Below are 26,681 nucleotides of genomic sequence, written 5' to 3' on the forward strand. Positions count from 1 at the left end.
CCGGAACTCACAACCGCGATCAGCGGCCGCATCGGCCTTCTCAGTGACGCACACACTTCGCCGCCGACTGCGGGGAACCGCGGTGAGTCTCAGGTCGCAGGGCCAGGAGCCCTCCGCCTGGAAAAGCTTTGTCTGGCCAGGCTCTCCCCCGCGCTCAGGTGGCCAAGCACAGCGCTCACCCAACCAAACCGCTCCATCACAGAAGCGATCCGGGCCACTCGACCTGCCCTACGTGGGGGGTACGTTTCCGGCACGGACGTTGCAGCCGACCGAGCCGGCTGCCCCCGGTGGGGCCTTCATGGCGGCAGCGGAACCCGCCTTCCGGCGCCTGGAGCAGTACACCGTGCGGTTTCGCCCGCACGATCGGCCTGTCGCACACTCGCGTATATGCGAACCGGTCAGGTTCGGGCTCGGTGTGCACGTCAGCACCGCATGCTCAACGCACTCGGAGATTGGTGCGTCCAGTGGGGCAGCGCGCAGAGTGGCGATGTAGACGCGGACCATGCCGTAGCTGACAGAAGTGTTCCCGGCGACCAGTTGACGCTGCAACTGGGGACGCTCGCGCGTCCCGCAGCGAGCCGTCGTTCCAGGCGGGCCTGTAAGGACCAGCCTGCTGGGCCGGACCCGGTTCTCGCGGAGGGTGTCCTACCAGAACGTGTGCAGGCACAGCTCCTCGGCGAAATTGCCCCTGAGAGGAGCGGAGCCCCAGGAGGCCCCGCCACCAAGGCTGAGGGGCAAGCGAGCGTGATCCGGAGTCGGCAGGCCAGCGCGGGTTGACCTTGCCCTTGGGGCAGGGCACACACTCACCGCATGGCCGCCTCGAAGGGGCCGATAGCCGCCGCGCCGCCGTTGCGCTTTCGAGCTACGCCAGACACATTCTTCGCGAGTTAAGGAAGAGCCATGGGGGAGCCACTCCACACCGTCAACAACAATCGAGGCCGGGTGCCGTTGATCTCCCGGCGAGTGGTGGTCACGGCGATGGCGGCCACGCTGCTGGCCGGAGTTGCCACACCCGGGGTTGCCAGCGCGGACAGCACGGCCGTGCCAAAGACCGCTGCCGGGCAGGATAGCCCGGAGCTGCAGAAAGCCATCCAGGAATGGGTCGATGCCGGTTACGCCGGGATGCAGATGCGCGTGCGCGATCAGCAGGACGAGTGGGTCGGCAGCGCCGGGGTGCGCAAGCTGGGCCAGACCACCAAGCCGCCGACGAACGGGCGGTTTTGGATAGGCAGCACCACCAAGGCCTTCACCGCGACCCTGGTGCTGCAGCTGGTGGCCGAGGGCAGGATCGGGCTGGACGCCCCGGTGGCCGGCTATCTGCCCGAGTTCAAGCTGGACCAGCGGATCACCGTGCGGATGCTGCTGCAGCACACCAGCGGGTTGTTCGACTACACCGGCGAGCACTACCCCGGCGGGAAGGTCGTGCCGGGGATCCCCGCCGCGGGCAAGGACTGGGTGGACAACCGGTTCCGCACCTACCGGCCGCAGGAGTTGGTGCGGCTCGCGATGTCCAAGCCGCCGCGGTTCGCGCCGGGGACGGACCAGAACTACTCCAACACCAACTACACGCTGGCCTTGCTGCTGATTGAGAAGGCCACCGGACGCTCCTACACCGAGGAGATGCAGCGACGAATCCTGCGGCCGCTCGGCCTGTCAGCCACCGAGGTGCCGGGCACCCGGACGCAGCTCCCCGGGCCGCACGCCCACGGCTACTACCGCTACCAGGACGCCGACGAGTGGAAGGTGTCCGACGTCACCCACCAGAACCTCTCCCTGCTGGCCGGCGCCGGTGACATGATCTCGACCACCCAGGACCTCCAGACGTTCATCTCCGCTCTGTTGGGCGGCAAGCTCCTGCCGGCCCGGCTGTTGGCCGAGATGAGCAAGCCGCATGGGAAGCTCGGCTACGGCTTGGGGCTGTTCGTGCAGGCCCCAGGCCCGAACTGCCCCACCGTCGTTCACCACAACGGCAGCCCTCCGGGAGGCTACGGGGCACTGATGATCAGCACGCCCGACGGCAGTAAGACCCTGACCGCCTCGATAACCACCGGGGACGCACCGATCAACCCGGCAGAGGTGTATCCGAAGGCGCTGGACAGACTCATCAAGGAGGTGTTCTGCGGCCAGCGGGCGGCGGGCTGACGGCCCGGATGCGACCAGTTCGGCCGCTTCGGCGCCCGGGAGCAGACCCTGTTGACGACCCGGCCGAACATTAGCGACATCCATGACCTGTCCCATCGCCTATAGGAACCGCCCCCATGCCGACCACCGGCCCCGGCGGCCCGTGCTCGCTGAACTCGCCACGGACGGGCGGCACACCGCCTACGACGGGCGGGCCCTCAACCGGTCGAAGCGGTCGACGGGCGGGATCCGGAACCTGGACCGGGCCACCGGGCGTGATCACGGTGAACGGCAGCTGTCTGCTTGACTACCCAGCCACTCCAGAGGGGGACGGGCGAGTGCAGTTCCGGCACATGGTCCACTGACGACATGACAGACGGCATCACCATCGGCCAAGCCGCAGCATTCGCCGGCGTCACGGTGAAGACCATCCGGCACTACCACCAGCACGGCCTGATCAACGAGCCCCGACGCGACAGGTCCGGTTACCGGCGCTACGGATCGGCCGACCTGCTGCGGCTGATCCAGGTCCGAACGCTGGCCGGCGCGGGTGTACCACTGGCCCAGATCGCGGCCATACTGGACGCCGACCCGGACCGGTTCGCCGCCGCGCTCGTCAGCGTCGAACAGCAGCTCACCAACCAGATCGACGAACTGATCGCACGGCGCGACATGCTGCACCGGCTCGCAGGCGGAGACCGCGCCCTGCTGCCCGACCACGCCTGCGCGTTCCTGAACCGGTTTCCAGACCTCGGATACACCGCGGACGACGTGACTACAGTCCGAGAGGCCCTGGTGCTGGTCAGGGCCCTGGTACCGGAAGGCTTCGACAAGTATCTCGCCCAGATCGAGCGCGGCCTCGACGATCCCCGGTACGTCTCGTTGACCCAACGCTGCTGGCGGGCCGGCGACTGGGAACCAAATGACCCCAGGATCGACCAACTCGCCGCAGAGCTGGCCGACCACTTCCTCGCCAACCCCTGGCTGCTCCCTGTCCTGACCGGCCTTCAGGACCGCGGCGACGGGGCGAGCCGCTACCAGCTGCTCACCCGTCACGGCGAAGACCGGAAGCCGGCCTGGGCCCGGCTGGCAGTACTGGCCGAGACGCACCTGCGCTCGGCGGGAATCGACATCGCGCACCAGACTCCCACTGACTGAGAGGGCGGTTTCTGCTGGTTTGTTCTCCACCGTGCGTCTCAGTGCTTTACAGGCGCCGCTTGTTTCCCGGATCTGCGCATGACGGATAGGTACGTAACGGGATGAACCGCACCTCGTGGAGTGAGACAGATCCTGCGGCATGAGACAGGCGATACGGGCCTCCCGTGAACCACAGGCGTCGCCTGCCACCGCCGGCTCTGAGTGCCACCTCGCCACAAGGATATGTTGGGAGCAAGCAGACTCTGCCGGTGAAAACGACCTCTCAGAGGACGTTCGTGCTGCTGACGTGCAGGTTTGACGGTTTTGTCGACCGCCCAGGATCGGCTGATTGGCCCTGCTTGGCTCAATGCCCAGTGCTGGTGTCTGTCGCAGGCCTGGCGTGTCGTCCCGTTCTGCCCCAACAGCTCCTGTCCGGTTCGAATTCGCGAGGAGCGTCCCCGCAGGTCGCACGGGCGGGTGATGTACAGCCTCCAACTCCCGGTCGTTTCAGTGCTGTCATGACAGCGCAGCGGCCCCGCAAGGCATACCCGTCCGACCTCTCCGACGCCCGCTGGGCCCTGATGGAACCGACCCTCACAGCCTGGCGGGCCGAGCGGCAGAAGACCTCGCTCACCTGGGCGGCAAGCTCGCCGACCTGCGCGAAGTCATGAACGCCATCCTCTACGTCAACCGCACCGGCATCCCCTGGCGCTACCTGCCGCACGACTTCCCCGCGCACACCACTGTCTTCTCTCACTTCAGCACCTGGAGTGCCGACGGCACCATCGAGAAACTCGGCATCCCCCTGCACCACCTGGTCCGCGAGCAGGAAGGCCGCAAGGCCGAACCCACCGCCTGCGCCATCGACGCCCAGAGCATCAAGACCGCCCCCAGCGTCCCCACCAGCACCCAGGGCATCGACGCCGGCAAGAAGATCGTCGGCCGCAAACGCAGCATCGTCGTCGACACCCTCGGCCTGTTGCTGCTGGTCATGGCCACCGCGGCCAGCGTCTCCGACAACGACGCCGGCAAACAGCTCCTCACCCAACTCGCCACCACCCACCCCACCATCACCAAGGCATGGGCCGACACCGGCTACAAGAACCAGGCCATCGAACACGGCGCCACGCTCGGCATCGACGTCGACGTCGACGCCGTCCCCAGGAACACCCAGGCCAAAGGCTTCTCAGTGACCCCAAGACGCTGGGCGGTAGAGCACAGTTTCGGGTGGATCATGATGCACCGCCGCCTGGCCCGCGACTACGAAACCAAGCCGGAGCACTCCGAAAGCATGATCCGACTCGCCATGATCTCGAACCACGCGAAACGAGCAACCGGCGAAACCACCACAACCCGGCGAGACGCATAACCGCAATCACTCACAAACTTCGTGAACCAGACGTCCTCTCAGTGGCTGTGTCACATCCGCTGATCAGTGACTCCTTGTGGCGGGTGGACAGCTACATTCACCGGGCCGTGGCTTCCTCGGCCGATCAGGGGCAGCTTCTCCGGCCGCCCGAGGGTGAGGTGACAGCCGTCTCGGCGGTGCACCTTCGGTGGTGGGGTATGCAAGCGTTTCGCCATGAGAGGGAACATCGCCATGCTCTGGCCTGCCGCAACGGCGCGTATCCCGCATCAGGGATGGGTCGTTACCAAACGTATGAACCGGACTTACGCCATCACCTGCCTTGCACTCCTTACTGTCGGTGCAGCGGCCGCGCCCGCCTCTGCGGGCGGCATCCTGCCGATCGCCTCCCCCGCATTCGGAAACTCCTGCGCCAACCGCGGGGCACCCCACGCCACCGGAACAACCGCTCACGGCACCGGAACCGGCGACGGCAACCTCGCCGGGCTGCCCATCAGCGGACCGTCCAACCACTGCGGTAGTGCTGACTTTTCTGGTGGCGCCCTCAATGGCCTCACCAACGGCCTCGGCGCCCTCACCGGCTGATAAATCACTCTGAATGTGTCTTCCGGCCAAAGGGCAGCCAGGCGTCAGCCCGACGCCCTCAAGGCGGCCGGGTGCCGGAAGATCTTCGCGGACAAGAAGACCGGCAAGAACGACCTCCGCCCCGAGCTCAAGGCATGCCATGCCTTCCTCGACGTCGGCGACACCCTGGTGGTCCCCCGCCCTCGACCGCTACGGCCGGTCCCTCCAGGACCTGATCAACATGGTGGCCGAGCTCCGCCGCCGCGAGATCGGCTTCACCTCCCTGCACGAGAACCTCGACACCACCACCCCCGGCGGCCGGCTCGTCTTCCACGTCTTCGCCCCCTGGCGGAGTTCATCCGCGAACTCATCGTCTCCGGCACCCGCGAGGGCCTGGCCGCCGCCCGCGCCCGCGGCAAGGTCGGCGGCCGGCCCACCGTGGCCGACGAGAAGATCCTGAACATGGCCCGGGACCTGCTGCCCAAACCCGAGCACTCCATCACTGCGATCGCCAAGATGCTCGGCGTCTCCCCGGGCACGCTCTACAACCACATCCCCGACCTGCGCGAGCTGCGGGCCAGCCGCATCCCCGCCCAGCTCGAAGGCGGCAACCGGTGATCTCTGGCTACCACCGGGCCAAGGGAGGCGCCCCGCACCTGGGCGCGAAGCCGGGCGAGGAGGGCCCGTTCGGGCCGTACGGCGCAGACGAGACCGAGGAGCGCGGGGACGAACCAGGCCAGGGCCCGTTACAGCCCGGCCCGGCATCTGACGCACCGACCGGAGGACGGTCGAGCCGGATGCGGGCGGCGGCCCACAGCAGGCGGCCGCCGGAACACACGGTATGGAGCGTGGAGCGCTGGCTGTCGGCATAGCCGCCGCCTTGCTCAGCCAGACGATCGCCTGCCCCTCGCTACCTTCAAGATCATCCCGTGGCGGCTTTTGAGTCCACCTTGGCTGGACCCCTACTTCAAGCCGTCGGCGGCCGCGATGCAGGATCTGACGTCCCTGCTCGGCCCGGGCTCCTGACTGCCTGGTGGGCCCGGCAGATGGCGAGTGGCACGGTGAAGTCGTTCGACGCGGAGAAGGGCTTCGGTTACATCCAGCAGGAGGGCGGCGGCCCGGACGTGTACGTGCACTTCTCGGCGATCGACGCCCTGGGGTACCGGTCCCTGGAGGTGAACCAGCGGGTCGAGTTCGAGACCGTTCAAGGCCCCAAGGGCCCGCAGGCCGAACGGGTCCGGGTAGTGGACTGACCCCACCTGCCGTCACGGGGGTCGGCGTGGGTGCTGAGGCTGCTCCGGCGGGGGCGGTGAGGGTGAGGCCGATGGCGTGCGGCCGCTGCTGAGCCCGGATACGGATCGACCCGGTCCTGCCGGTCGCCTCGACCGCTTCCTCGCCCCCGCCAGGACGGACACGGCGTCGCCCAGGGCCTCGGCCAGCCCGCTCCCGCACGCCCGGCGCCGCGCGCGTGCTCAGCATCGCGTCCACGCCGCGGACAGTATCGACGATCCGGTTGCGGCTGCGGCTGACGAACGGCCAGCCCCCCCCCGCCCATGACACCCACACAGCCGGCCCGAACGATCCGCACGGGGGCGGCGACCTTGCAAGGGACGCGCAAGTACAACGCGGACAGCCACGCGATCCACGTCTACCCGGTGGCGGCCCCTCACCGCCCACGGCCTGGTCCTGGAGATGCTCGCCGGGCCCCTCCCCGGCATCTACGATCCCACCGGGCCGGGAGAGCCGCTGTTCGCGTTCTTCGCGGCGATGGCGGAGACCGAGCGGGAGAACATCCGCGAGTCGACGCTGGAGGGGCTCGACACCGCGGCCCGGAAGGGCAAGCACGGGGGCCGGCCGCCGGTCATCACCGATGACATGCTCCACACCGTGCTGCGGCGCCGCGCGGGCGGTGAGTCCGTCGAGCAGATCCAGCCCGACCTGATCATCCCCACCGGCAAGCGCAAGGGCAGAACCCCTCCATCGCCAGCATCTACCGGGCGCTCGCCGAGCACGCCAAACGCGAGGCATACCCCGAAGCCGTCGAGCAGGCCCCTGCCTTCCGTGCTCCAGGCCAACGAAGTCCCCGGACCCGTATCTCCCACCCTGACCGAGCGTCACTCTGATTACAGATAGCTACTTGTCACTTCGCCGTAGCTTCGGGAGGACAGAGCCGAATGAGCGGACGGGGCGCAGGTCGTGGGACGGGGACGCCGCGAAGCGGGTGGTGGGCTGGAAGACGTCTGCCCCGGTCACGGTGGAGGAGAAGGTCGAAGCTGTCGCCGATCTGGTGCGAGAGGAAGCGGTGGCTTGCCGGGTGGCGGTCGACCTGCTCAGGCGCCGAATGCAGTTCGAGCAGGCCTACCAGGTCTGCATTGTGACTGGATTCGGAGCGACACGACCCGTCGTCACACAGTTTTCTTCCATGGGGAAAACGGCCGGAGCCCGATCAGGGCCGACTGCAAAGAATGGTCGGTGGACTGGTTTGCATTGAACGCGCGAACCTGCGACACGCACCAGTCATCGAGCCAGTACTCGACCCAGACGGGGTATTCCAGGTCCGCAATTTGGGCTCCTCCCTTCGCCCGACCCTGGCGGGATTCGAGGGCAAGGTACGAGACACTGAGCGGAGCCGCCGTATTTTTCCGCAGCCGAAGTTCCAATCTATGGAACTGATGTTCCGTGTCGTGCTTCCAAGGGGGACCCTTCGGTCCAGGGTGGTATACGCTCTCCTCCCTTACTCCGCCGCCACACCCGTCGTACTCACGACTGTGTGAACATCGCTCGTCCCGGCAGCCCCAATTATCGTATCCGTCTCCTTTTGCCCACTCGCTCCCGAACTTGCACTTGATGCGGTAGACGCCTGGATGGCGTTTCGCAGAAATAATGACACCGTTCATGATCTCGTGCATCGGCGGACGAGGAAGAGGGTCAGATCTGAACGGCTTGACGAATTCTTCGAATTGCTCGTGGACGAATTTGCCGAAAGGGCCCAGGAAGAGCTCCACGTTCCGAGGGATCTCTTCCGGGGGCTTGGTGTCGAGCTTGTCGACGTAGGCCCACAACAGCGTGTATTCGGCAGCTGCCAGCCACATCTCGCGCTGCCAGTCGAAGAACCGTGTCCAGCTCAGGCCGCCTCCCTGGAGCATCGGCTTCTTGTATGTCTTCATCACGTGCGACGTATGCTCTCCGCCGGCGCCGCCGTACTGCTTCAGCTCTTGTACCGCAGCGCTGATGGAGTCGTTCCGGAAATCGATCTTGTCGCCGTGAAGAGCCTTCTCCCTAAGAAGAGCCAAGTGCATATTTGCAGCCTGCGCATACACTGGGAGAGCCCCGTACCTGTATGCTTCGTTCCGGCATGTCACCAGGGCTAGATCTTTGGCTTTCGTGACAGCTCCGGTCCAGTAGCTCCTGGCGTCCTCCTTCCTTCCCTCCTTCCCTTCCAGGACATCCTTCGCCGCCTTGCGGTATTCGTCACTCTCTCTCATCAACTTCTTGAGGTCGTTTACCATTAAGTCGTTGCAGAAACCTCTGAGTGCCGCGTCGATCATTACTGCAACTTTGTCGCGGATCGATTCCCACACGTCGTTCTTCTGATCTGGCCAGAACGCGTCCAGGAGGCCCTCGGCGGCGCCACCCAGGACCTTCCCGCCGTACGGAACGAGCCCGAGGAGGCCGCAGGTCAGCTTCTTTGTGGCTTTCTGAGCCGCAGCGTCCCTGTCGAAGCCCACAATTTGGCCGCTGTCGGCGAAAAGCGGGCTCACCCCCTCGGCGTCCGGCGCCGCGAATACGCTTCCTTCCCTGACCGCGGCCCCTCCGGGTTCAGCGTCGCCGGTTGCAACTGCCGAAGTGTTACGTTCTGCGCTCATATCTTCCTCCATGTCCCGACCACCGGCGACCACATCAGCAGCGAAGCAGGATGAAATGGATTGGTATCCGGTTCCTGCCGCATCCCGTTCGACGAGGCCGGGGCCTCGCGCCAGGCACTGTGTCTCGCACCGCGCAGCCCTTCGACAGGCCACGTCGTTCCCCGGACTCCATGCGTCGGCACGAACATGCACGACCGCAAGGGCTGGATGGGGACTGGCCCGACCAATCACGGCGGAGTCCGGCCTCGGGGAACATCGGTACAGCCGTTGACACTGAGAACGATCATGGTCCGATCGGAGCAAGGATGCTGACCCGGTTCTCGTACTCGCGACGGGCTTTGCGCTGGGCCGGGACCGCGGGAACGCCGTGGCCGCCGTCGAGCGGCGGGCAGCGGGCGAGGAGTCCGAGGTGCGCAGCGGGGACGGTGCTGAGCGCAGGGTGTAGCCCTGGCCGCGCCGTACGGTCACCCCCTGGTCGAGCGCAGCCCGCTCGGCGGGCTCCAGCTCAGTGGTGCGGAGGAAGTCGGCGACCTTGCCCGGTATGTCGAGGGTGACCGGCAGTTCCGGCGGCGGAGTGTCCTCCTCGATAGCGGTGTGGTCGGGCAGGGGGTCGGCGACGGCGGTATGGATTGCGCTGCGGCTGACGCCGTGGTCGCGGGCGAGGGCGGCGATGGATCGGCCTTCCAGATACGCGGTGCGCACGGCCTCGGTCTTCGTGGCCGCCACGGCGGGGCGGCGTCCGCCCTTGGGCTGGTGACCCCGCCCCTTCACAAGAGGCAAACGGAACCGCCGAACGCGCCGCGGGTATTGCGCGCACTACTCAGCAGGCGAGCAGGGCCTGCATCCACTGGTCCTCGCGTTGCTCGATGTATTCGGCGTCGTTTCGCCAGGTGTCGCCGTGGCCTTCAGCCCACAGCCTTGCCCAGGGCAGGGCTCCTTGGGCTGCCTGGTCGCGCAGGAAGTCGTGCATGGAACGCGTACGACGCCCCAGTAGAGGGACCAACCGACGGCGTTCGGACTCCGCCAGACCGTAGGCATCGGCGAAGACCCGCAGTCGGTCCGCCGCCTCCGGACTCCGCCAGTCCGGATGCGCGGACAGCGGGATGAACCCGTGAAGGGCGTATGCGACATCCCACAGGCGCGAGCCGGGACCCGCAGCGTCCCAGTCGATGAAGGCCCACCGCGCCTCGCCTGCGACCACGAGGTTCCAGGGGGCCAGGTCGTTATGGGCGATGATGTCACTGCCCTCAGCGGGGATCAGCGTCTGCCACCGCGCGTCGGAGGGCGGCGTGAAGTCCTCCACAGCGTCGTGGAAATCACGGATCAGCCGTGCCACGCGGGCCAGTTGTCGAGCGGGTTCCATCAGCGAGAACCGGTCGGGCCAGACCACATCTCCCGGCATGAAGGTCAGGACCTCACGCCCCTGATCGTCCATGCCGAGCGGACGAGGCGCCGCGCCGAATCCCACCTCGTGCAGGTGGGCAAGCAGGGCATGCACAGCGGGAGTCCATGGTCCGGCCGGACGGCGAACGGTGTCCCCGACGCGAACCACACCATCGCTGACATTGCCACCGGACAAGCGCTGTTCATCATCGTGCCGCATCGAACCAGTGTGTCGGATCAGCTCGTCATGATCACCCCATTAAGGGGGAGCGTGGCGGGACTGCGATCTTGTCCCAGGCCGTAGAAGGCGAACCCACGCCAGGCTCCCTGCGGCAGCGAGGAATCGGCAGCGGGTTCCACGGCAAAGCCCTCCGAGACCCGGCGAACTCGTCGGTTTCTCCTGGTGGGCAACACGGTGTTCGCGGCGCTCGCCTGTCTGCTGCTGTTCTGGTGCGGGCGACGGGCGCGGGCGGCGGAGACTCCGGAACGCTGAAGCTCCACGGCGCGCCCCGGCTACAGGCCCGACCGGCGCGGCGAACGCACGTGCGCCCGCGAAAAAGGAACGTAATTTCGCGTACGCCGACGGAGGAGTAACCCGCGCTCCGCGGAGAACCCGGAAAGTTCGTGCAAGCACACGTACGGCTTTCCGAGAAAGGTGACCGCCCATGTCCTCGCCCACCGCGGGTTCCCGCTACCACCTGCTCGCCCTCACAGGGCACGCGCCGACGGCCGCCGCACGGCTGGCCAGGGCCGTCCGGTGCGGGGCGACGGCCCCGGTGGTCCTGGTGGACGTGACCGCGGCCGGCGAGCTGGACGTCGAAGCGCTGGGCACCCTGGCGCGCCTGTCGATGCTGCTGCGCACGACCGGAGGCGGGGTGGTCCTGATCGGAGCCAGTGCCGTGGCGCGCCAGCTGGCCGCCCGCACCGGCACCGCCTGGCTGCTGCCCGCCCATCGGGACGTCGAGGCGGCGGTGGCCGGCCTGCCCGCCTCCGGCCGGCCGTGGACCCCGGCCGAACTGGCTTCGGGTGACGGCGACTTATCTCTGACGACGGACGGCGGCTGAGTCGCCGCGTACGGGGACGTCAGTGCGGTCCGTGCGGCGCCCGGCGTTCCGGGCGGCCGATGGAAAGCAGCGACCCGCAACGGCCTTTCGACGGGGGGCGGTTACCCGTGACGTCCGTCACAGGAAAGCAAGGTCCGGTTCCGTACCGGTCAGCGCGCAGCCGGTGTCCCACAGCCGTGCCGCGAGGGCGGCATCGGCCATCTCCCCCTCGACCGGTTCGGCCCGCGGCAGACCGCGCAGGCCGAACACCCGTGGGCCCCATAGCTGCCCGCCCGTCGCCTCCGGGTCGAGGACGGCCCGCACCACGGGCCACGCGCCGGCGTCCTTGCCCTGGATGAGCAGCTCGGCGGGCAGGCCGCGCAGCCGCTCGCCGGAAGTCCGTACGTGCACCGGCGGGCGCGAGGGCGTCAGGGAGTCCAGGGCGCCACCGGGGTGGGCCACCAGGCTGCGAACTGTGCTGCCCAGTGCGCGCAGCCGACGGTCGAGTTCGAAACCGAAGGACATCTGTGCCAGCTTCGAGCGTCCGTAGGTCCGCTTCGGGCGGTAGTCGTCCGTACGGGACTGCACGTCGTTCAGATCCAGTCGCTCGGATTTCGCCGCGAAGCTGCCGACGGTGACGACGCGGGCGGCCGGCGCGGCCGTGAGCAGGGGCGCCAGCCACCTGGTCAGCGCGAAGTGCCCGAGGTGGTTGGTGCCGAACATCAGCTCGTGGCCGTCCTTGGTCTCGCGGCGCGGCGGATCGTCGAGCGCCACCCCGGCGTTGTGCACCACCGCGTCGAGGCGGTCCAGGGCGAGCGCGTCCACGCAGCCCTGGAGGGAGGACAGGTCCGCCAGATCCAGCGGGACGTGCCGTACGCGGGCGTCCGGCACACGGGAGCGGATGCTCGCCGCGGCGGCCCCGGCCTTCGTACGGTCGCGGCTGCCCAGCACGACGGTGGCGCCCGTCCCGGCGAGCTGTTCCGCGACGAAGTAGCCGATGCCCGCGTTGCCGCCGGTGATCAGGAAGACCTTGCCCTCGGCGGGTGGCGGCCGGTGCACGTCCCACGGCCGGGACGGGGCGCGGTGGCGGGACGAGCCCGGATGACGGTTCGGGGGCTGGTGCGAAGGCCGGTATACGGAAGGCACGGTGACAGGCTCCTCGGTCTTGCTCTCAGGGCCGGCGGACGGCGACGGACGGGACGGCTGCACCGGCCTTTCCGGCGCCCGGCCCCTCCCATAGGGAAAGATCGCAGCGGCCGCCGACGCGCCGCCGACAGCAGCCCTCGACACGCCCGGTACCTGACCCGTGCCCCAGGCGTTGTCCGTAGGTGACGGCCCGACGACGGGCCACCGGACGCTACGGAGCCGCCCATGACCGAGCCCCCGCCGCCGCTGTCCGTGCCGTTGCCCCGGCGCGTCTTCCTGGCCCGTACGGGCATTCTCGGCGCCGCCGCCGGAGCGGGGCTGACCGGCGGTGCCGGGCGGGCCGCCGCCGCGCCGGTGCCGGGGGTGGAGGAGCTGATCGGCCTGCTGCGGCCGGTGCTCGCCCGGCTGGCCCTGGACGCCTTCCGCGGTCTCGCCGCCTTCGCGCTGCCCGGCGACGACGCCTACTCCCGCGCGCAGGGCACCCCGCGCGGCCGGGCGGGCGGGGTCGCCGCCGAGGCCGGTGATCTCGTCGTGGCCTCGCTCGACCGGTTCGTACCGTTCCCGCAGGAAGTGGCCCGGCCGCTGGCCACGGCACTGGCGACGGCCACGTCGGAGGCGGGGGCCGAGCTGCCCCGTCAGCTGCCGCTGGAGCTGGGGCGGCTGGACGCCGCGCTGCGCCTGCTGCTGCGCGGGGACGAGAAGATCCCCCTGTCGCTCGTCACGGCCGTGCTGCTCGGCCTCCTCGCCACACGGGTCGATCCGGTGGCGGTCCGCGGTCCGTTCCTCTCGCCGTTCTCCCGGCTGTCCTACCGTGGCAAGGCCCGGGTGTTCGAGCTGCTGGAGCACACCGACTCCGACCTGGTCGCCCTGCTGGACACGCGCCTTCCGCAACCGGCGCGCGGCTCCGTGTCCGGTCTGCTGAAGTACCTGGGCAGCGGGCTGCAGGCGCTCGCCGCCTTCGGCAGCTTCACCGAACAGGCCGTGTGGGACGCCGGGCGGCGGGACGTCACGGCGCTGCCCGTGGGGTGGCGGCTCACCGGATACGACGGCCGGGCCGACGGGCTCGACGACTTCACGGGCTACTACCAGGGCCGTAAGGAGGCCGCCGGACGTGCGTGACGTCATCGTCGTCGGTGCGGGTGGCGGCGGCCCGGTCGTCGCCAAGGAACTGGCGGGGCGCGGGCTGGACGTCCTGCTGCTGGAGGCCGGGCCCCGGCATGCCCGTCCCCGCGAGGAGTGGACGCCTTTCGAGAACGACGCCAACCACCCCCTCACCGGCTTCTTCCGTTTCGGCCCGGCGGACCGGGCGAAGAGCGCGTGGTTCCGGGAGACTCCGCAGAGCTCCTTCGTCATGCAGCTGTCCGGGGTCGGCGGTACGACCCAGCATTACTTCGCCAACTCACCGCGCGCCTACCCCGGCACGTTCGCCGGGTACACCGGCCCGGACGCCGGTGCCTACGACACCCGCCACCGCTTCCCGTTCCCGTACGCCGAACTGGTGCCGTACTACGAGTGGGTGGAGGCGACCCTGCCCGTACGGACGGCCGCGATGGGCACCAAGGAGGAGGTCTACTTCCAGGGGTGCGAGACGCTCGGCATTCCCGTGCAGACGGCCCTGACCACCACCGGCGACTCCTACCGCCCGCAGCAGAACGCCATCCTCCAGCCGGGCGGCCACGCCGGACGCACAGCCGATCCCCGCCTGCTGGTCTTCCCCCGCTCCACCGGCTGTACGTTCTGCGGCCACTGCTCGCAGGGCTGCATGCAGCCGGTCCGGGCGCCGCGCAACCTCTTCGCCAAACGCTCCACGGACAACAGTTACGTCCCCATGGCGCTGACCGCGGAGGCCTGGTCCCCCGGCGGCCGGGCCGCCGAACTGGTCACCGACGCGTTCGTGACCCGGATCCACACCGAAGCGGGCGCGGCGACCGGCGTCACCTGGCGCACGGGCGCGACCGGCGAGACGCACCGGGAGGACGCCCGCGTGGTGGTGCTGTCCGGCGGCTGTACGGAAAATCCGCGGCTGTGGCGCAACAGCGGCCTGCCCGACCCGAACGGCTGGGTCGGGCGCGGGCTCACCGACCACCACCTGGACTTCGTCATCGGCGTCTTCGACCACGACGTCGGCACCAGCCGCGGCCCTGGTTCCGCGGCCCGGTGCGACTTCCCCGGCCGCGGCGCCCTGCAGCAGGCCGGGTTCCCGCCCGCCCTCCAGGCGCTGATCCTCACCACGTCCGACAGCGGCATCCGCGGCGCGTACACCAACGGCCGCGGACTGCACGGCCCGTGGGACGGACCGACCGGGCGCGTACTCGGACCCGAGCTCGCCGACCTGATGCAGGACGGCGGTCACGACCGGCTGCTGAACGTCCTGGTGCTCACCGACGACGATGTCGAACCGGGCAACCGCGTGCTGCCCTCGGCCTTCCCGGCCGACGCCCACGGCCCGGTGCCCAAGGTCGAGGTGCACCACCGCCGTCGCAGCGCCCGCACGCTCGCCAACCGCGAGTTCCTGGCCCGCAAGGCGACCGCGCTGCTCCGGGGCGCGGGCGCCCGTACGGTACTGCGGATCGACACCTTCCCGGTGCCGCTGCACGTGCACTCGTCCCTGCGCACGGGCCTGGACCCGCGCGACTCGGTGCTGGACGCCGACTGCCGCAGCCGCGCCGTCGACCGGCTGTACGTCGCCGACAACTCCGCGCTGGCGAACTCCCTCGGCGGCGCGAACCCGACCCTGACCGCCCAGGCCCTGGCGACCCGCACCGCCGAACGGATCTTCACCCGGGTCTTCGGCGGGGACCCGTGGGTGCGCACCGGCGCGCCCGTCGCGTCGACCGACGGACGTGTCAGCCGCCGCCTCGCCGAACTGGGGCTGTGACCGCGCGCCCGAAGCGTCACGGTGACCCCGGCACCGTTCACTCGTTTGATGGAGGGAAGTGATGTACCGCAGCCGGCCTTTGGGAGGCGCCCCGCTCCATGGTCACATCCCGACGCCGCTCCCCGGACGGCCGTGCACGGATCACGCTCGACGAAGCCGAGGCCCGCCTCGCCGAGCAGTACACCGGCCTGGTCCGCCTCGCCTACCTCACGCTCCCGCCGACGCTCGGCAGACACCGCAGGGTCCTCACCGCCCACGGCCTGGTGCAGCGCGCGCTGCCCGGGTTCCGGCTGCGCCGGGCCGCCCCGCGGGTGCCGGCCCAGCGCCTGGGGGCCGAGCGGCACGGGTCGGCGTGGGTGCGGGAGCGGGTGCTGCGCGCGGCGCTGGCGTACGAGCGGCGCCCGCGCCGGTGGCCGGGGAGGCTGCCGCCGCCGCGGGCGCTGCGGCCCATGCTGCCGATGGTGTGGGGGCTGCGGCTGTTCCCGCGCGCCGGCGGGCGGGAGGAGATCGCGCTGGGCCAGGCGCTGTCCGGGCTCTCCGCCGACGTGCGCGCGGCGTTCGTGCTGTGCCGTGCGGACGGGCTGCCCGAGGCGCAGGTCCGGGCGCTGCTCGACGCGGCCGGCGCGCGCCGCCCGGACCGTGCCCTGCGGGTCGCGCAGCAGCTCGGCACACCGGCCGTCGCGGCGGCCCGGACCCTGCTGGACTCGGCCGAGTTCGACGCGTGCGTGGTGCAGACCCGGCCCACCGACCTGCTGCGCCGCAAGCAGCGCTTCCGCCTCGCCTGGGCGGTGGCGGCGGTGGTCGCGGTCGGTGCGGTGGTGCTGGCCGCCACCGCTTCGCCCTCGGGACGGCAGCCTCCGCGCCCGGTCGTCGGCGCCGCCCCGGTCGCCCCCGAGGACCTGGTGCGGGTGCCCCGCGAGGAGTGGGCCGACACCGCGCGGGTGGACTTCACGGTCTGGCCGTCCCGCGGCGGACGGACCGGTGACCGGGACCTGCTCGCCCGCGCCCTCGCCGCCTGGGCGCACCCACCACACGGCACACGCGTCACCCGTGCCCCTGACACCTACACCGGCCCTCCCCCGCGCGGCACCCAGCTCCTGTACGCGGGCGAGGCCGACGGCAGCGCCGTGGTTCTGCTCCACGACGGGCTGCGTACCGTCCGGTACAGCGAGCCCCTGTCCCCCGGGGGCCGCGCCCGACTCGACGTCGCCCGTACGGACGGCAGCGATGTGACGACGGCCGCCGCACTCGTCGTCAGCCGTACGCACGGCGCGGTGCGCTACCTGACCGCTCCGTGGGTCGCCCAGTCGCACACGCGCGACCTGCTGCGGCCCGGCAGTCCGGCACGGCCGCTGCGGATGTCGGCGGAGGGCGTCACCGAGCCGGTGCGCGCACCGGCGCGATCGGGCGGCCCCTGCACCTCCTGGCCGGCTCTCCAACTCCGTTCCGCCGACCGCCTCATGGAGAACCACACCTTCCTCGTCACCGACCTCGGCGGCCTCGCGCCGGTCCACCTCACCTACACTCCCCCGCCCGGCGGCACCCCGCCGCGGCAGCCGCGCGAGGCGACCGGCACGGCGGCGCTGCGGAGCTGGTCCCGTACGGCCTGCCGCCTCCCGGGCCTGCCCGGCGGCGTACGGTCGGTCGGCGTATGGGACTTCGCCGCGCAGCCACTGCCCGAGGGCGGCGGACGTGCGGTGTGGTCCTGCGTCCGGGCCGACACCTGGCGCGGGCCGGGTGACGTGAGCGTACGGTTCGCGGTGCCCGGCACGACGGCGCGGGTGGTGGCCCGGGAGCGGGCCACGGCGGCGTGCGGCCGGTTCGGGCAGCACGTGGTCGCGAGCACCAGGTGGCAGGCGGAGTCCGGGCACAACTACCTGCTGGCGGCGGGCAGCCGGGCGGTCACCGGGATCGAGGTGGCGGGCGCGGTGCGAGCTTCGGTGCGGGCGCGGGCCATCGCGGTACGGGCTCCCGCGACCGCGCGGACGCGGGTGACCGCGCGCCTGGCGACCGGCGGACGGATCACCGAAGTAGGCCGGGCCCAGGGGGATTGACCGGTGCCCGCCGGGTGGGGCGTGCGAGCGGGTGCGCCGGCCGCCCCGCCGCCCGGTGGTCGGGGGCGGGGCGGCCGACGGGTGTTGCGTGGGTGGGCAGGTGGCGGACGGCCCTGGTCACGGTCCGTCCGCGCTCAGCGTGGCCCGGATCGTCTTGCCGCCCGTGGGGTCGTCGAGGATGTCCAGGGTGTGGGCGAGGGCGCACACGATGAGCAGGCCGCGTCCGCTCTCCTCGCCGGCGCCGGGCGGGTGGAAGCGGGGGCGGTCGGGGCTGTCGTCGCTCACCTCGACCGTCAGGACGTCGGGCGCGGCGCTCAGGCGCAGCCGGCAGGTGCTGCTGGTATGGCGGGTGACGTTGGCGACCAGTTCGGTCACGATCAGGTAGGCGTCCCCCGGGTCGGCGGGCGCTGTTGTACCGGTGGTGTCGCGGGCCAGGAAGGCGGCGGTCAGCCGGCGGGCCCAGTGGACGCTCTCGTGGGCGTGGGGTAAGAGGTATTCGGCCCGTGTCGTCCGGACGCGGGCGCGACGGGTAGGCAACGTTCGGCTCACTCCCCCCAGGGGCCGGTCGGCCCCTCGGTCGCGCCTCGGTGGCCGGATCGTGACAGTTGGTCTGTACCACCCATGCCCGGTTCGGGTGACGGCCACGCACGGACGCCGGATCGTGTCTCCTGGAACCCACCCGGCCGCTTCGGCACCTCCGGCCGTGGCGACGGCCGCACCGGCGCCCGTCGCGGCACGACGCCCGGCCGACGGCATCGCACCATGACTCGGCGACCGTTCAGGTGCCCGGGGTACGCGTGCCTCCGGTGGGACGGCTCCGCGGCGGGTGCTTGTCGGTGCGGAATCGGGGGCATCACACCGGATGAGGCCGACGGACGAGGCCGACGCGACGCCCTGGAAGCGCCGGCCCGCCCACTGTGTTCGGCCGCGGCTGCCCGGCCGCCCAGGGGCCGGGGTACGTCCACCGACCGAGGAGACGCCTGTGTCCGGTCTCTGCTCACGCTACTTCCGTGGCCGCGGTCCCGCGCGCCGCCTCGTGCGATCCGGCAGCCGCTGGTGGCGGCAGGACCGCGGGCCGCGCGGGCGGATCACCGGCCCGTACCGCCGCAGCACAGGCCCGTGCTGGCGTGCGCGGCGGGACGGGGAGACGCTGCTGCTGTCGGTGCGCGGCGACCTCGATCTGGAGCTGGCGCAGCGGCTCGGCCCTGCCCTGTCCCAGGTGTCCTCACCGGCCGTCCGTACGGTGGTGCTGGACCTGAGCCAGGTCACCTTCTGCGACTGCAGCGGTCTGCAGTGGCTGTGCGAGGTGCGGTCCCGAGTGGCCGCGCACGGCGGGGAAACCTATCTGCGCCAGCCGCCCCGGTGCGTGTACCGCCTGTTGCAGCTGGTGCCGCTGGCCCGGCCGTTCGCGCTGCTGCCCGCGCCCGGGCCCGGAGCCACCCGCCCGGCGGCCGGCGGCCGTCCGGACCGTGGCAATGCCCGCCGGCTCACCACCCGCCGCCGGAGCGCCGCGTACGGGACCACGCGGCCGCACGGCGGCTGAGCGCCACGCCATCGGTGCGCGCCGCGACGGCCGGTCCGTGCGCACCCCGGCCCGGGGTGGCGCAAGGGCCCGCCTACGGCGCAGGCCCGCCTGGTCCCCCTGCCCCCGTACGGATAGCGTGTTCTGCCCGGCCCATGGGGTGCTGGAGCAGACGCCGCTCGGAGGTGCGAGATGCCGCACGCTGACGGGTTGCTGGTCAACATGGTCGCCGACTGCGACGCGTGCGCGGTGGTACGCGTCAGCGGAGCCCTCGACCACACCGGAGAGCAGTACTTCCGTACGACGATGGGCGGCCATGTCGACGTCGGCTACCGGTACGTGGTCCTGGACTGCTCGGCGCTGGTGTACTGCAACTCCCGCGGCCTGAACTGCCTGCTCGGGCTGCACTGGCTGCTCAGCCGCCGGCACGGCCGCCTCCTGCTGGCCTGTGTGGGCCGCCGGGTGCAGTGGATGCTGGACAACACCGGCAGCCGGGAGGTGCTGGCCGTCTTCCCCACCGTCACCCGGGCCCTGGCCAGCCTGCCCGTCGCGTACCGCCCCGCCTGGCCGCCGCCGCACCCGGTGGGCGCCGGTCCCGGCGGCTGACCGGGGTCATCCGCCGGTTTCCGGCCGTCCCTCGCCGGCCGCCGGGGCGTGGGCACCGCCCGGCGCGGGGTGACCGTGCCGGGCGGCGTCGACGTCGGCGTACCGGGGGAACTGCTGGGCGGACCCGGTCAGCTGGAGCAGCAGGCCGATGGACGGGTGGTCGTAGACCAGGCGCAGCCAGCCGCCGGCCGCCTCGCACCGGGCCTGTGCGGTCCGCAGTTCGTGCAGGCCGCTGCTGTCGAGGAAGGTCACGTCCCGCAGGTCGGCGACCACGCGGGCGGGGAGTGCAGCATCGTTCCCTCTCAGTTGGTCGCGGAGCGCCGTCGCCGTCGCCAGGTCGAGTTCGCCCACCGGACGGACGACCCGGCACCCCTCCCTCTGCTCCGGGCACCGGGTCTTCATGGCGGCCAACTCCTCGGCTGCTGCGCGTGGGTGGCGCGGTCCGCACCAGCGGTCCTGCGCCGGGACTGCTGGCAGCTTACGGACCTCACACGCGCAGACGAAGCAGAAGGTTCACGAATAAATGAAACTTTCACGAAAGACCGCCATCGATCACCTGCCGACCATTACCGCCCGGCGGCTGTCGCACTTCGACCGCACATCTCTACCGATCAGCCGATATTCCGCGCATGCGTTCGACAGGTGATATTACGGACGGATCAGCCGGTCATCCGGCCGGGTCAGTCGGTGGCGAACGCCGACAGCAGCGTGTCGGCGCGCAGGCACATCTCGTACGTGCCCGCGCCCACGATGACCACCGACAGTTCATCGCCGCCGACCGCGTGTGCCAGCCGGACCTCCAGGGTGTCGCCGCGGCCGACGAGCGGGTACGAGTACCAGCCGTCGGCGTCCTCGTCGTCGGTGGCCTTCACACCGGCCTCGACGGCGGCCCAGTCCGTGTCGTCGAAGTCGTACCCGGCGTAGCGGGACAGCAGCTCCAGGAACGGGCGCGCGCGGTGGGGCAGGATCCACCCCCTGATCGCCTCGGCCACGATCGTTCACCTCCCTGGTCACGGATGTCCGCCGCTCCGCCGGCTGCTCCGTCGTCCGGTTCGGTCCGGCCCGGCCGCCGGCGGGCGACCCCGCCCACGCCGAGTATCCGACGTACGGGCGGGGCTGTTACCCCCCGGTCGGTCCTACGGGGCCATCTCGTACGCCCCCGACAGCGCCTCGACGCGCTCCCACACGCGGGCGGAGCGGGCCTCGTCGACGATGGGGCGGCGGACCGCGGCCAGGGCCCAGCGCTGCTGGGCGTCGGTGGCGGAGTCCTTGCCGTGCAGCTCGACGGCGTGCGCGGAGAAGTCCCGTACCAGGACGGCGAACAGTTCGTCGAGGACATCCTCGTCCAGGCCGGTCAGGCGGGCCTGTTCCAGGATGAGCTGGCCGTGCACGACCAGCGCGAAGAGCTGGCCGACGGCGAGCAGCAGGTCGAGGTCGCGGCTCTGCTCCTCGTCGGGGGCGGCGGTGGCGACGAAGTCGCACAGGGCGTCGGCCTGCTCGCGGAAGCGGGCGACGTTGGACAGTCCGGCGTACGTGTCGTAGGCGGCGCGCCAGTCGTGGAACCGCACGGAGCCCAGGCCGCGGGCCGGGCCCTGGCGGAAGAGGAAGGCGTCGTCGGCGGCGTCCAGGCGGGTCGGCACGGGCTCGTACGCGGCCGGGTTCAGCAGGTGGTTGCCCATGAACTTGAGGATCAGCGCGAGGTTGACGTGGACCGTGCCCTCCAGCTTCGGCAGTCCCCGGATCTCGGTGGCGGCCTGGGCGAAGTAGGTGTCCTTCTCGAAGCCCTTGGCGGCGATGACGTCCCACATGAGGTCGATGACCTTTTCGCCCTCGGTGGTCACCTTCATCTTCGTCATCGGGTTGAAGAGCAGGTAACGGCGGTCGTCGGGCCCGGCGGAGCGGAAGTAGTCGACGGCGCGGTCGCTGAACAGCTTCATGCCGACCAGGCGTACGTAGGCGTCGGTCAGCTCGCGGCGCACGTGCGGGAAGGCGGTGACGGGGCGGCCGTACAGGATGCGGTTGTGCGCGTGGGTGACGGCCTCGTACATCGCGTGCTCGCAGATGCCTATGGAGGCGGTGCAGAGGTTGAACTTGCCGACGTTGACGGTGTTGAGCGCGGCGTCGAAGGCGGCCCGCCCGGTGTGCAGGACGTCCTCGGGGGCGACCGGGTAGTCCTCCAGGCGGAACTCGCTCACGTACTTCGAGGAGTCGACCACGTTCTTGACCAGGTGGTACGCCGGGTGGCGGCTGTCGGCGGCGAAGAACACGTAGCCGTCCGGGCCCTCGATGTCGGTGCGGCGGCCGAAGACGGAGACGAGTCCGGCGGCGTTGCCGTTGCCGATGTAGTACTTGGCACCGTTCGCGCGGAAACCGCCCTTGCCGTCCGGTTCCAGCAGCATGTCGGTGTGGTAGATATCGGCACCGTGCGCCTTCTCGGAGAGCCCGAACGCGAACACCTCGCCCCGGCCGAGGAGTTCGGCCGCGCGGGCACGGGCGGCGGCGTTGTCGCTCTGCCAGACCGGGCCGAGGCCGAGGATGGTGACCTGCCAGGCGTACCAGTAGTCGAGGCCGTAGAAGCCGAAGATCTCGTTGAGGGCGGCGATGCGGGCGGTGTCCCAGCGCTTGTCCTCGGCACCGCCGGCCGCGGCGGCCGGGGTGAGGAAGGTGGCGAACAGCCCCTCCTCGGCCGCGAACGCGAGGAAGTCCGCCAGCCAGGCGCGGGAGCGGTAGTCCTCGATCAGGCGGCGCTTGCCGCGGTCCTCGAACCAGTCGACGGTGGCGCGCAGCAGCCTGCGGGTCTCGGGATCGAAGTGCGCCGGGTCGTACGTACGGGGGTTGAAGAGCAGCGGGTCGGCCATGGGACGCGCCTTTCTGGTTCGGGTGAGGGTCGGGGTGGAGCGTGGGGATGGAATGAGGAGAACGTGAGGGGTGGACGTGGCGGTGGAGCCGGCTGCCGCGCCGCCGCTCACTCCCCGGTCCGGAGGCGGTGGAGCGTGTCGAGCACGTCCTCCAGCCAGGCGATCGTCATCCGCTCGTAGGCGATGCCGCCGCGCAGGACGACGTGCTGGAGCTGCTGCCCGGCGTCGGGCGCCGCGGGCGCTTCGGGGCCCGTGAAGTCGCGCCGCTCCCCCGCGAGATAGTGCGCGAGCCGGTCGGTGTGCGCCTGGTGATGCCGTTCGACCTCGCGGATCAGGGCGGCCGGGTCGTCGAAGGCCGCGCCGCGGATCTTCACGGCGAGGTCGTGCCGTACGCTCTCCGGCTCGATCGGCTCGTGCAGCCACCGGGAGAGGGCGGTCCGGCCGAGGGCGGCGACGGAGTACTCCTTCTTGTCCGGCCGGGCCCGCTGCGGCACCTCGCGGACGTCCACCCAGCCGTCGTTCTCCATGCGCTTGAGGACGCGGTAGATCTGCTGGTGGGTGGCGGTCCAGAAGTAGCCGATGGACCGCTCGAACCGCCGGGCGAGCTCGTAGCCGGAGCCCGGCTTCTCCAGCAGGGAGACGAGGATCGCGTGTTCGAGCGCCATGCCCCGATCCTGCTATGCAACGAGTTGCATAGACAAGCGCCCCCGGGCAGGTGAGACGCGGGTCACCCGGTCAGCGGCCGGGGCGGCCGGCCGCGGACGGGGACCGCGGGGAACACGGCGAGTGGCGTGACGGGCCTTGTCGCGGGAGCGCGACAGTGCTGTGCTGGCCCGGAGAGGAGTTGACCCCCATGCGCTTCCACGGCCGGCCGGTGATCCACCGCCGCCACCACAACCCCACGACAACCGCTTCCCCCCACGAGGACACCCCTTCTCCCCCACCATCGACGTCCGGGAAGGCCGGCGCCCCGGCGGACCCACCCGCCGAGCAGACCGCGGACGAGGTGCAGCGGCTGCGGTCGGAGAACGCGCAGCTGCGCGAGGCGATGACGAGCCGCCCGCAGATCGATCAGGCGCGGGGCATCCTGATGGCCGGTGAGGCCTGCACCGCCGCCCAGGCGTGGGACATGCTCCGCTACACCTCGCAGCACACCAACATCAAACTGCGGGAGGTCGCCGCGGCCGTGGTGGCCGGTGCGGACGGGCCGCCGCCCCCGCGGGCGATACGCGCCACGCTGTGGCGGGCGCGGGCCAGGTTCCGGGCCTGCCGGGCCACGGCCGAGCGGGGCAGGTGAGGACGGGGCGGATCGCACGGGCTGTGCGCCGCGCCGACCGCGGGAGCGGTGCGGTCCCGCGTCCCGGACCGTGCCCGGGCGCCCCGGTCGGACGCCGTCGGGCAGACCTCGACCAGGATGAAGGCGACATCGTCGGCGAGGTCGCCGTCGGTGTGCCGCAGCAGCGCGTCCTGGACGGCGTCGGCGGCCTCCTCCAGCGCCGCCCGGGAACACGCGGGCCGCAGGTCGGCGAGGTCCACCATGGCGCCCTGGGCGTTGCGTGCCTCGGCCAGGCCGTCGGTGTAGAACAGCATCCGGTCGCCGGGGCCGAGCACGATGTCCTGGACGGCCGGGGCGGGGTGCAGGCCGAGCGGGGTGGCCGGTTCGGCCGGGGCGATCAGGCGGGGAGTGCCGTCGGCGGGCAGGAGCAGGGGCGGGTGGTGGCCGCAGTTGGCCAGGCGGACCAGGGTGGACGTGGGGCCGGCGGCGCCGGTGAACTCGGCGGCCAGCGCGGTGACGAAATCCTCCGGACCGAGCATCGGGGTCAGGCGCCGGTCGGTGGCGGCGAGGACGGCAGGCAGATCGGGGTGGGTGTAGGCGCTGTCGCGGAAGAAGCCGATGGCGGCGGCGGCCAGGCGTACCGCCTGGAGGCCCTTGCCGCGGACGTCGCCGATGAGCAGGCGCAGACCGGTGGGGGTGTGCGCGAAGGCGTACAGGTCTCCTCCGATCAGGGCCTGCGGCGAGGCGGAGTGGTAGCGGGCGCAGACGGCCGTGCTGCCGAGCCGGAAGGAAGTGGGCTGGAGGATGGCGCGCTGGGCGACGGACGAACTCTCCGTCAGCCGGCGCTCGTGGGCGACGCGCTGGGCCGCGCTCCAGGTGGCGTACGCGCCGCCCAGGACCAGTACGGCCAGGCGCACCAGCATGTCGCGCTCGCCGACGTCGTGTTCCCGGGCCGCGACAGCGGCGGCGAGCAGCAGCGCGTACAGGGAGACGGCGCCGGTACGCGGGCCGTCGAGGCGGGTGGCGGCGAGCAGCGCGCAGATCAGCAGCAGTCCGGCGAGGCTGTGCGCGGGTCCCAGGAGGAGGTCGCCGACGGCGATCGGGACGCCGGAGAGCAGCGCGAGCAGCAGCCATCCGCGATCGCGGTCCAAACGCATACGCTCTCCTCCCGCGTCGCGGTGCCGCGCGGCCCCGGCCGCCGTCGCCGAGCCGGCGGCCGGGGGTGCGAGGGGCGAGGACCATACGCGTGGCCGTCCCGGCCGGTCGTCTCCTCTGCCGCGCCTCGCGCAGGAGATATGCCCATTGGCCAGTCCGCTTGCACATGCCGTGCGAGGAGAGGTTCGCGACGGCGTGCGCGGGGGGCCACGCGGGCGCGTGTGCCGGAGGGGCACGACGGGGCGGAATGAGGTGGAGCGGGGCCCGGAGCGTGAGGAGGTTGCCCGACACGCGGTCAGGGGTGGCGGGTCCGGCTGCGCGCGGGAGGTGCGGGGCGGGCGCGGCACATGGCGGCACGTCGTGCCGCCATGTGCCGCGGGAATCATCCCGTACGCGTCATGCCGCTGCCCGGCGTCCCGCCACCGGGCAGCGGCGGTACACCCGTCACCAGGTGACGGGCAGGCTGGTCAGGCCGTCGGCCACCGCGTTGGTACGGCAGGTGATCTCCTCTTCGGGGACGGCCGGCCGAAGGGTGGGGAAGCGGTGCCACAGGGCGCGGTAGGCGATGCGCAGTTCCATCCTGGACATCGCGGCGCCGATGCAGTGGTGGATGCCGTGGCCGAAGGCGACATGCGGTACGGGGTCGCGGGTGCTGTCGAAGCGGTCGGCGTCCGGGAGGAGGGCCGGGTCGCGGTTGGCCATCTGGATCGAGCACATGACCTGCTCGCCCTTCTTGATCACCTGGTCCGCCACGGTGACGTCCTCCAGGGCGATCCGCCGCTGCGGCGCATGCGCCACCGACAGGTAGCGCAGCAGCTCGTCCACCACGCGGTCGGCGGACGCGGCGTCGGCGCACAGGGCGGCGAGCTGGTCCGGGTGCCGCAGCAGGACGAGGATGCCGAGGCTGATCATGCCGGAGACGTTGTCGAGGCCGGCGAGCATCATCAGGCCGCACACACCCCGCAGTTCCTCGTCCGTGAACGCGTCGCCGTGTTCGCGGACGAGCGTGCCGATGAAGCTGTCGTCGGGCTGTTTGCGCAGGCGGCGCACCATCGCCCCCAGGTAGCGCAGGGATGCCTCGCCCGCGTCGGCCCGCTGCCTGCGCGGCCGGTCCATCTCCAGCTGCCACTGCACCCAGCGGACGAAGTCGCCACGGTCGTCGCGCGGCACCCCGAGCAGTTCGCACAGCGCCTCGCCCGAGACCGGGCGGGCGAACCGGTCCACCAAGTCGACCGGCTGCCCGGCCTTCGCCACGCCGTCCAGGCAGCGCGCCACGACCTCCTCGATGCGCGGCTCCAGCTGCCGCATCCGCCGGACCGTGAACGCCGGAGTCAGCATCCTGCGCAGCCGGGTGTGCTCGGGCGGGTCGTAGTCCATCAGGTGCCCGACGACCTCCGGCGGCCGGAAGCGGCCACCGGTGCTGTCCGGCGGGCCGGAGGCGAAGCTGTTGCTGAACCGCACGTGGTCGCCGAGCACCTGGCGTACCTCGTGGTAGCCCGTGACCATCCAGACCGCGGCGCGGCCGGCGTCCGAGTCCGGTATCGGCCCCATCTCGATCTTGCTGAGCGGTGCCTTCTCGTGCAGCTCGCGGGTGTAGGCACCGGGGCCGAAACCCGCCCTGGGCGCCCGCTCGAACCGGCGCGAAGTGTCTTCCGGCATGTCGCCTCCTCGATCTCCACCGGCCGGGGATGCCCGCCTGGCCGGAA

The 26,681-nt window shown here is 71.1% G+C and carries 22 protein-coding genes and 2 pseudogenes; 14 read left to right on the plus strand and 10 right to left on the minus strand.

All coding sequences use genetic code 11. From position 1 onward, the window contains the following. The first annotated feature begins 900 nt into the window (after positions 1 to 900). From ACH4FX_RS31730 to ACH4FX_RS31765, 8 genes and pseudogenes are all read left to right on the plus strand, one after another. The gene (locus ACH4FX_RS31730) at positions 901 to 2,142 is read left to right on the plus strand and encodes a serine hydrolase domain-containing protein (protein ID WP_398484797.1); all 1,242 of its coding nucleotides are present in this window, start codon (positions 901 to 903) and stop codon (positions 2,140 to 2,142) included. A gap of 348 nt (positions 2,143 to 2,490) precedes the next feature. Next, on the plus strand, positions 2,491 to 3,279 hold the full coding sequence (locus ACH4FX_RS31735; protein ID WP_398484799.1) for a MerR family transcriptional regulator: 789 nt from the start codon (positions 2,491 to 2,493) through the stop codon (positions 3,277 to 3,279). 497 nt (positions 3,280 to 3,776) lie between these two features. Continuing rightward, a pseudogene (locus tag ACH4FX_RS31740) lies at positions 3,777 to 4,627 on the plus strand (IS5 family transposase). Between the two features lie 213 nt (positions 4,628 to 4,840). After that, positions 4,841 to 5,209, plus strand: coding sequence for a hypothetical protein (locus tag ACH4FX_RS31745; RefSeq protein WP_398484801.1), 369 nt, complete (start codon positions 4,841 to 4,843; stop codon positions 5,207 to 5,209). Positions 5,210 to 5,212: 3 nt separating this feature from the next. After that, a pseudogene (locus tag ACH4FX_RS31750) lies at positions 5,213 to 5,806 on the plus strand (recombinase family protein). A gap of 428 nt (positions 5,807 to 6,234) precedes the next feature. After that, positions 6,235 to 6,441, plus strand: coding sequence for a cold-shock protein (locus ACH4FX_RS31755; protein WP_398484802.1), 207 nt, complete (start codon positions 6,235 to 6,237; stop codon positions 6,439 to 6,441). 439 nt (positions 6,442 to 6,880) lie between these two features. Next, complete coding sequence (locus tag ACH4FX_RS31760; RefSeq protein ID WP_398484804.1) at positions 6,881 to 7,321, plus strand: recombinase family protein; 441 nt, start codon at positions 6,881 to 6,883, stop codon at positions 7,319 to 7,321. Positions 7,322 to 7,325: 4 nt separating this feature from the next. Beyond that, entirely contained in the window at positions 7,326 to 7,679 is a 354-nt protein-coding gene (locus ACH4FX_RS31765; RefSeq protein ID WP_398484806.1) for a DUF6192 family protein, read from the plus strand. Here ACH4FX_RS31765 and ACH4FX_RS31770 read toward each other — a convergent pair. Together ACH4FX_RS31770 and ACH4FX_RS31775 are read right to left on the minus strand one after the other, a co-directional pair. Then, complete coding sequence (locus ACH4FX_RS31770; RefSeq protein WP_398484808.1) at positions 7,594 to 9,054, minus strand: insecticidal delta-endotoxin Cry8Ea1 family protein; 1,461 nt, start codon at positions 9,052 to 9,054, stop codon at positions 7,594 to 7,596. The two genes, ACH4FX_RS31765 and ACH4FX_RS31770, sit on opposite strands and share 86 nt — an antisense overlap. Before the next feature lie 820 nt (positions 9,055 to 9,874). Then, complete coding sequence (locus tag ACH4FX_RS31775; protein ID WP_398484810.1) at positions 9,875 to 10,657, minus strand: phosphotransferase enzyme family protein; 783 nt, start codon at positions 10,655 to 10,657, stop codon at positions 9,875 to 9,877. A gap of 445 nt (positions 10,658 to 11,102) precedes the next feature. On the opposite strand from ACH4FX_RS31775, the gene ACH4FX_RS31780 reads away from it, so the two are divergent. Further along, on the plus strand, positions 11,103 to 11,501 hold the full coding sequence (locus ACH4FX_RS31780; protein ID WP_398484812.1) for an STAS domain-containing protein: 399 nt from the start codon (positions 11,103 to 11,105) through the stop codon (positions 11,499 to 11,501). Between the two features lie 117 nt (positions 11,502 to 11,618). On the opposite strand, the gene ACH4FX_RS31785 is transcribed toward ACH4FX_RS31780, so the two are convergent. Next, complete coding sequence (locus ACH4FX_RS31785) at positions 11,619 to 12,539, minus strand: SDR family NAD(P)-dependent oxidoreductase (RefSeq protein WP_398484974.1); 921 nt, start codon at positions 12,537 to 12,539, stop codon at positions 11,619 to 11,621. A gap of 312 nt (positions 12,540 to 12,851) precedes the next feature. Here ACH4FX_RS31785 and ACH4FX_RS31790 point away from each other — a divergent pair, with 312 nt between their 5' ends. The 3 genes from ACH4FX_RS31790 (at position 12,852) to ACH4FX_RS31800 (ending at position 17,558) form a co-directional block, all read left to right on the plus strand. Then, a complete protein-coding gene (locus tag ACH4FX_RS31790) occupies positions 12,852 to 13,745 on the plus strand; it encodes a hypothetical protein (RefSeq protein WP_398484813.1) in 894 nt (297 codons plus the stop codon). Next, the gene (locus ACH4FX_RS31795) at positions 13,738 to 15,504 is read left to right on the plus strand and encodes a GMC family oxidoreductase N-terminal domain-containing protein (protein WP_398484815.1); all 1,767 of its coding nucleotides are present in this window, start codon (positions 13,738 to 13,740) and stop codon (positions 15,502 to 15,504) included. The genes ACH4FX_RS31790 and ACH4FX_RS31795 overlap by 8 nt, the downstream gene beginning before the upstream one ends. Before the next feature lie 98 nt (positions 15,505 to 15,602). Continuing rightward, positions 15,603 to 17,558, plus strand: a complete 1,956-nt coding sequence (locus ACH4FX_RS31800) for a hypothetical protein (RefSeq protein ID WP_398484817.1) — start codon at positions 15,603 to 15,605, stop codon at positions 17,556 to 17,558. 117 nt (positions 17,559 to 17,675) lie between these two features. Here the strand turns inward: ACH4FX_RS31800 and ACH4FX_RS31805 are convergent, their stop codons facing one another. Beyond that, positions 17,676 to 18,095 (minus strand): ATP-binding protein, encoded by a 420-nt coding sequence (locus tag ACH4FX_RS31805; protein WP_398484819.1) that lies wholly within the window; start codon positions 18,093 to 18,095, stop codon positions 17,676 to 17,678. A 499-nt stretch (positions 18,096 to 18,594) separates the two neighbouring features. Between ACH4FX_RS31805 and ACH4FX_RS31810 the strand changes: the two genes are divergently transcribed. Together ACH4FX_RS31810 and ACH4FX_RS31815 are read left to right on the plus strand one after the other, a co-directional pair. Then, the gene (locus ACH4FX_RS31810) at positions 18,595 to 19,101 is read left to right on the plus strand and encodes an STAS domain-containing protein (RefSeq protein WP_398484820.1); all 507 of its coding nucleotides are present in this window, start codon (positions 18,595 to 18,597) and stop codon (positions 19,099 to 19,101) included. A gap of 171 nt (positions 19,102 to 19,272) precedes the next feature. Next, the gene (locus tag ACH4FX_RS31815; RefSeq protein WP_398484822.1) at positions 19,273 to 19,686 is read left to right on the plus strand and encodes an STAS domain-containing protein; all 414 of its coding nucleotides are present in this window, start codon (positions 19,273 to 19,275) and stop codon (positions 19,684 to 19,686) included. A 6-nt stretch (positions 19,687 to 19,692) separates the two neighbouring features. Here ACH4FX_RS31815 and ACH4FX_RS31820 read toward each other — a convergent pair whose 3' ends face one another. From ACH4FX_RS31820 to ACH4FX_RS31845, 6 genes are all read right to left on the minus strand, one after another. Further along, positions 19,693 to 20,088: an STAS domain-containing protein gene (locus ACH4FX_RS31820; RefSeq protein WP_398484824.1), complete on the minus strand. Its 396-nt coding sequence runs from the start codon at positions 20,086 to 20,088 to the stop codon at positions 19,693 to 19,695. 278 nt (positions 20,089 to 20,366) lie between these two features. Beyond that, positions 20,367 to 20,678: a hypothetical protein gene (locus tag ACH4FX_RS31825; RefSeq protein ID WP_398484826.1), complete on the minus strand. Its 312-nt coding sequence runs from the start codon at positions 20,676 to 20,678 to the stop codon at positions 20,367 to 20,369. 144 nt (positions 20,679 to 20,822) lie between these two features. Beyond that, positions 20,823 to 22,544 (minus strand): acyl-CoA dehydrogenase family protein, encoded by a 1,722-nt coding sequence (locus tag ACH4FX_RS31830; RefSeq protein ID WP_398484828.1) that lies wholly within the window; start codon positions 22,542 to 22,544, stop codon positions 20,823 to 20,825. 107 nt (positions 22,545 to 22,651) lie between these two features. Next, positions 22,652 to 23,209: a PadR family transcriptional regulator gene (locus ACH4FX_RS31835; RefSeq protein WP_398484830.1), complete on the minus strand. Its 558-nt coding sequence runs from the start codon at positions 23,207 to 23,209 to the stop codon at positions 22,652 to 22,654. A 472-nt stretch (positions 23,210 to 23,681) separates the two neighbouring features. Next, positions 23,682 to 24,977, minus strand: a complete 1,296-nt coding sequence (locus ACH4FX_RS31840; RefSeq protein ID WP_398484832.1) for a PP2C family protein-serine/threonine phosphatase — start codon at positions 24,975 to 24,977, stop codon at positions 23,682 to 23,684. Between the two features lie 442 nt (positions 24,978 to 25,419). After that, positions 25,420 to 26,634, minus strand: a complete 1,215-nt coding sequence (locus tag ACH4FX_RS31845) for a cytochrome P450 (RefSeq protein WP_398484834.1) — start codon at positions 26,632 to 26,634, stop codon at positions 25,420 to 25,422. Positions 26,635 to 26,681: the final 47 nt, after the last annotated feature.

The sequence above is a fragment of the Streptomyces sp. NPDC018019 genome, assembly GCF_044327805.1.
Lineage (GTDB): Bacteria > Actinomycetota > Actinomycetes > Streptomycetales > Streptomycetaceae > Streptomyces.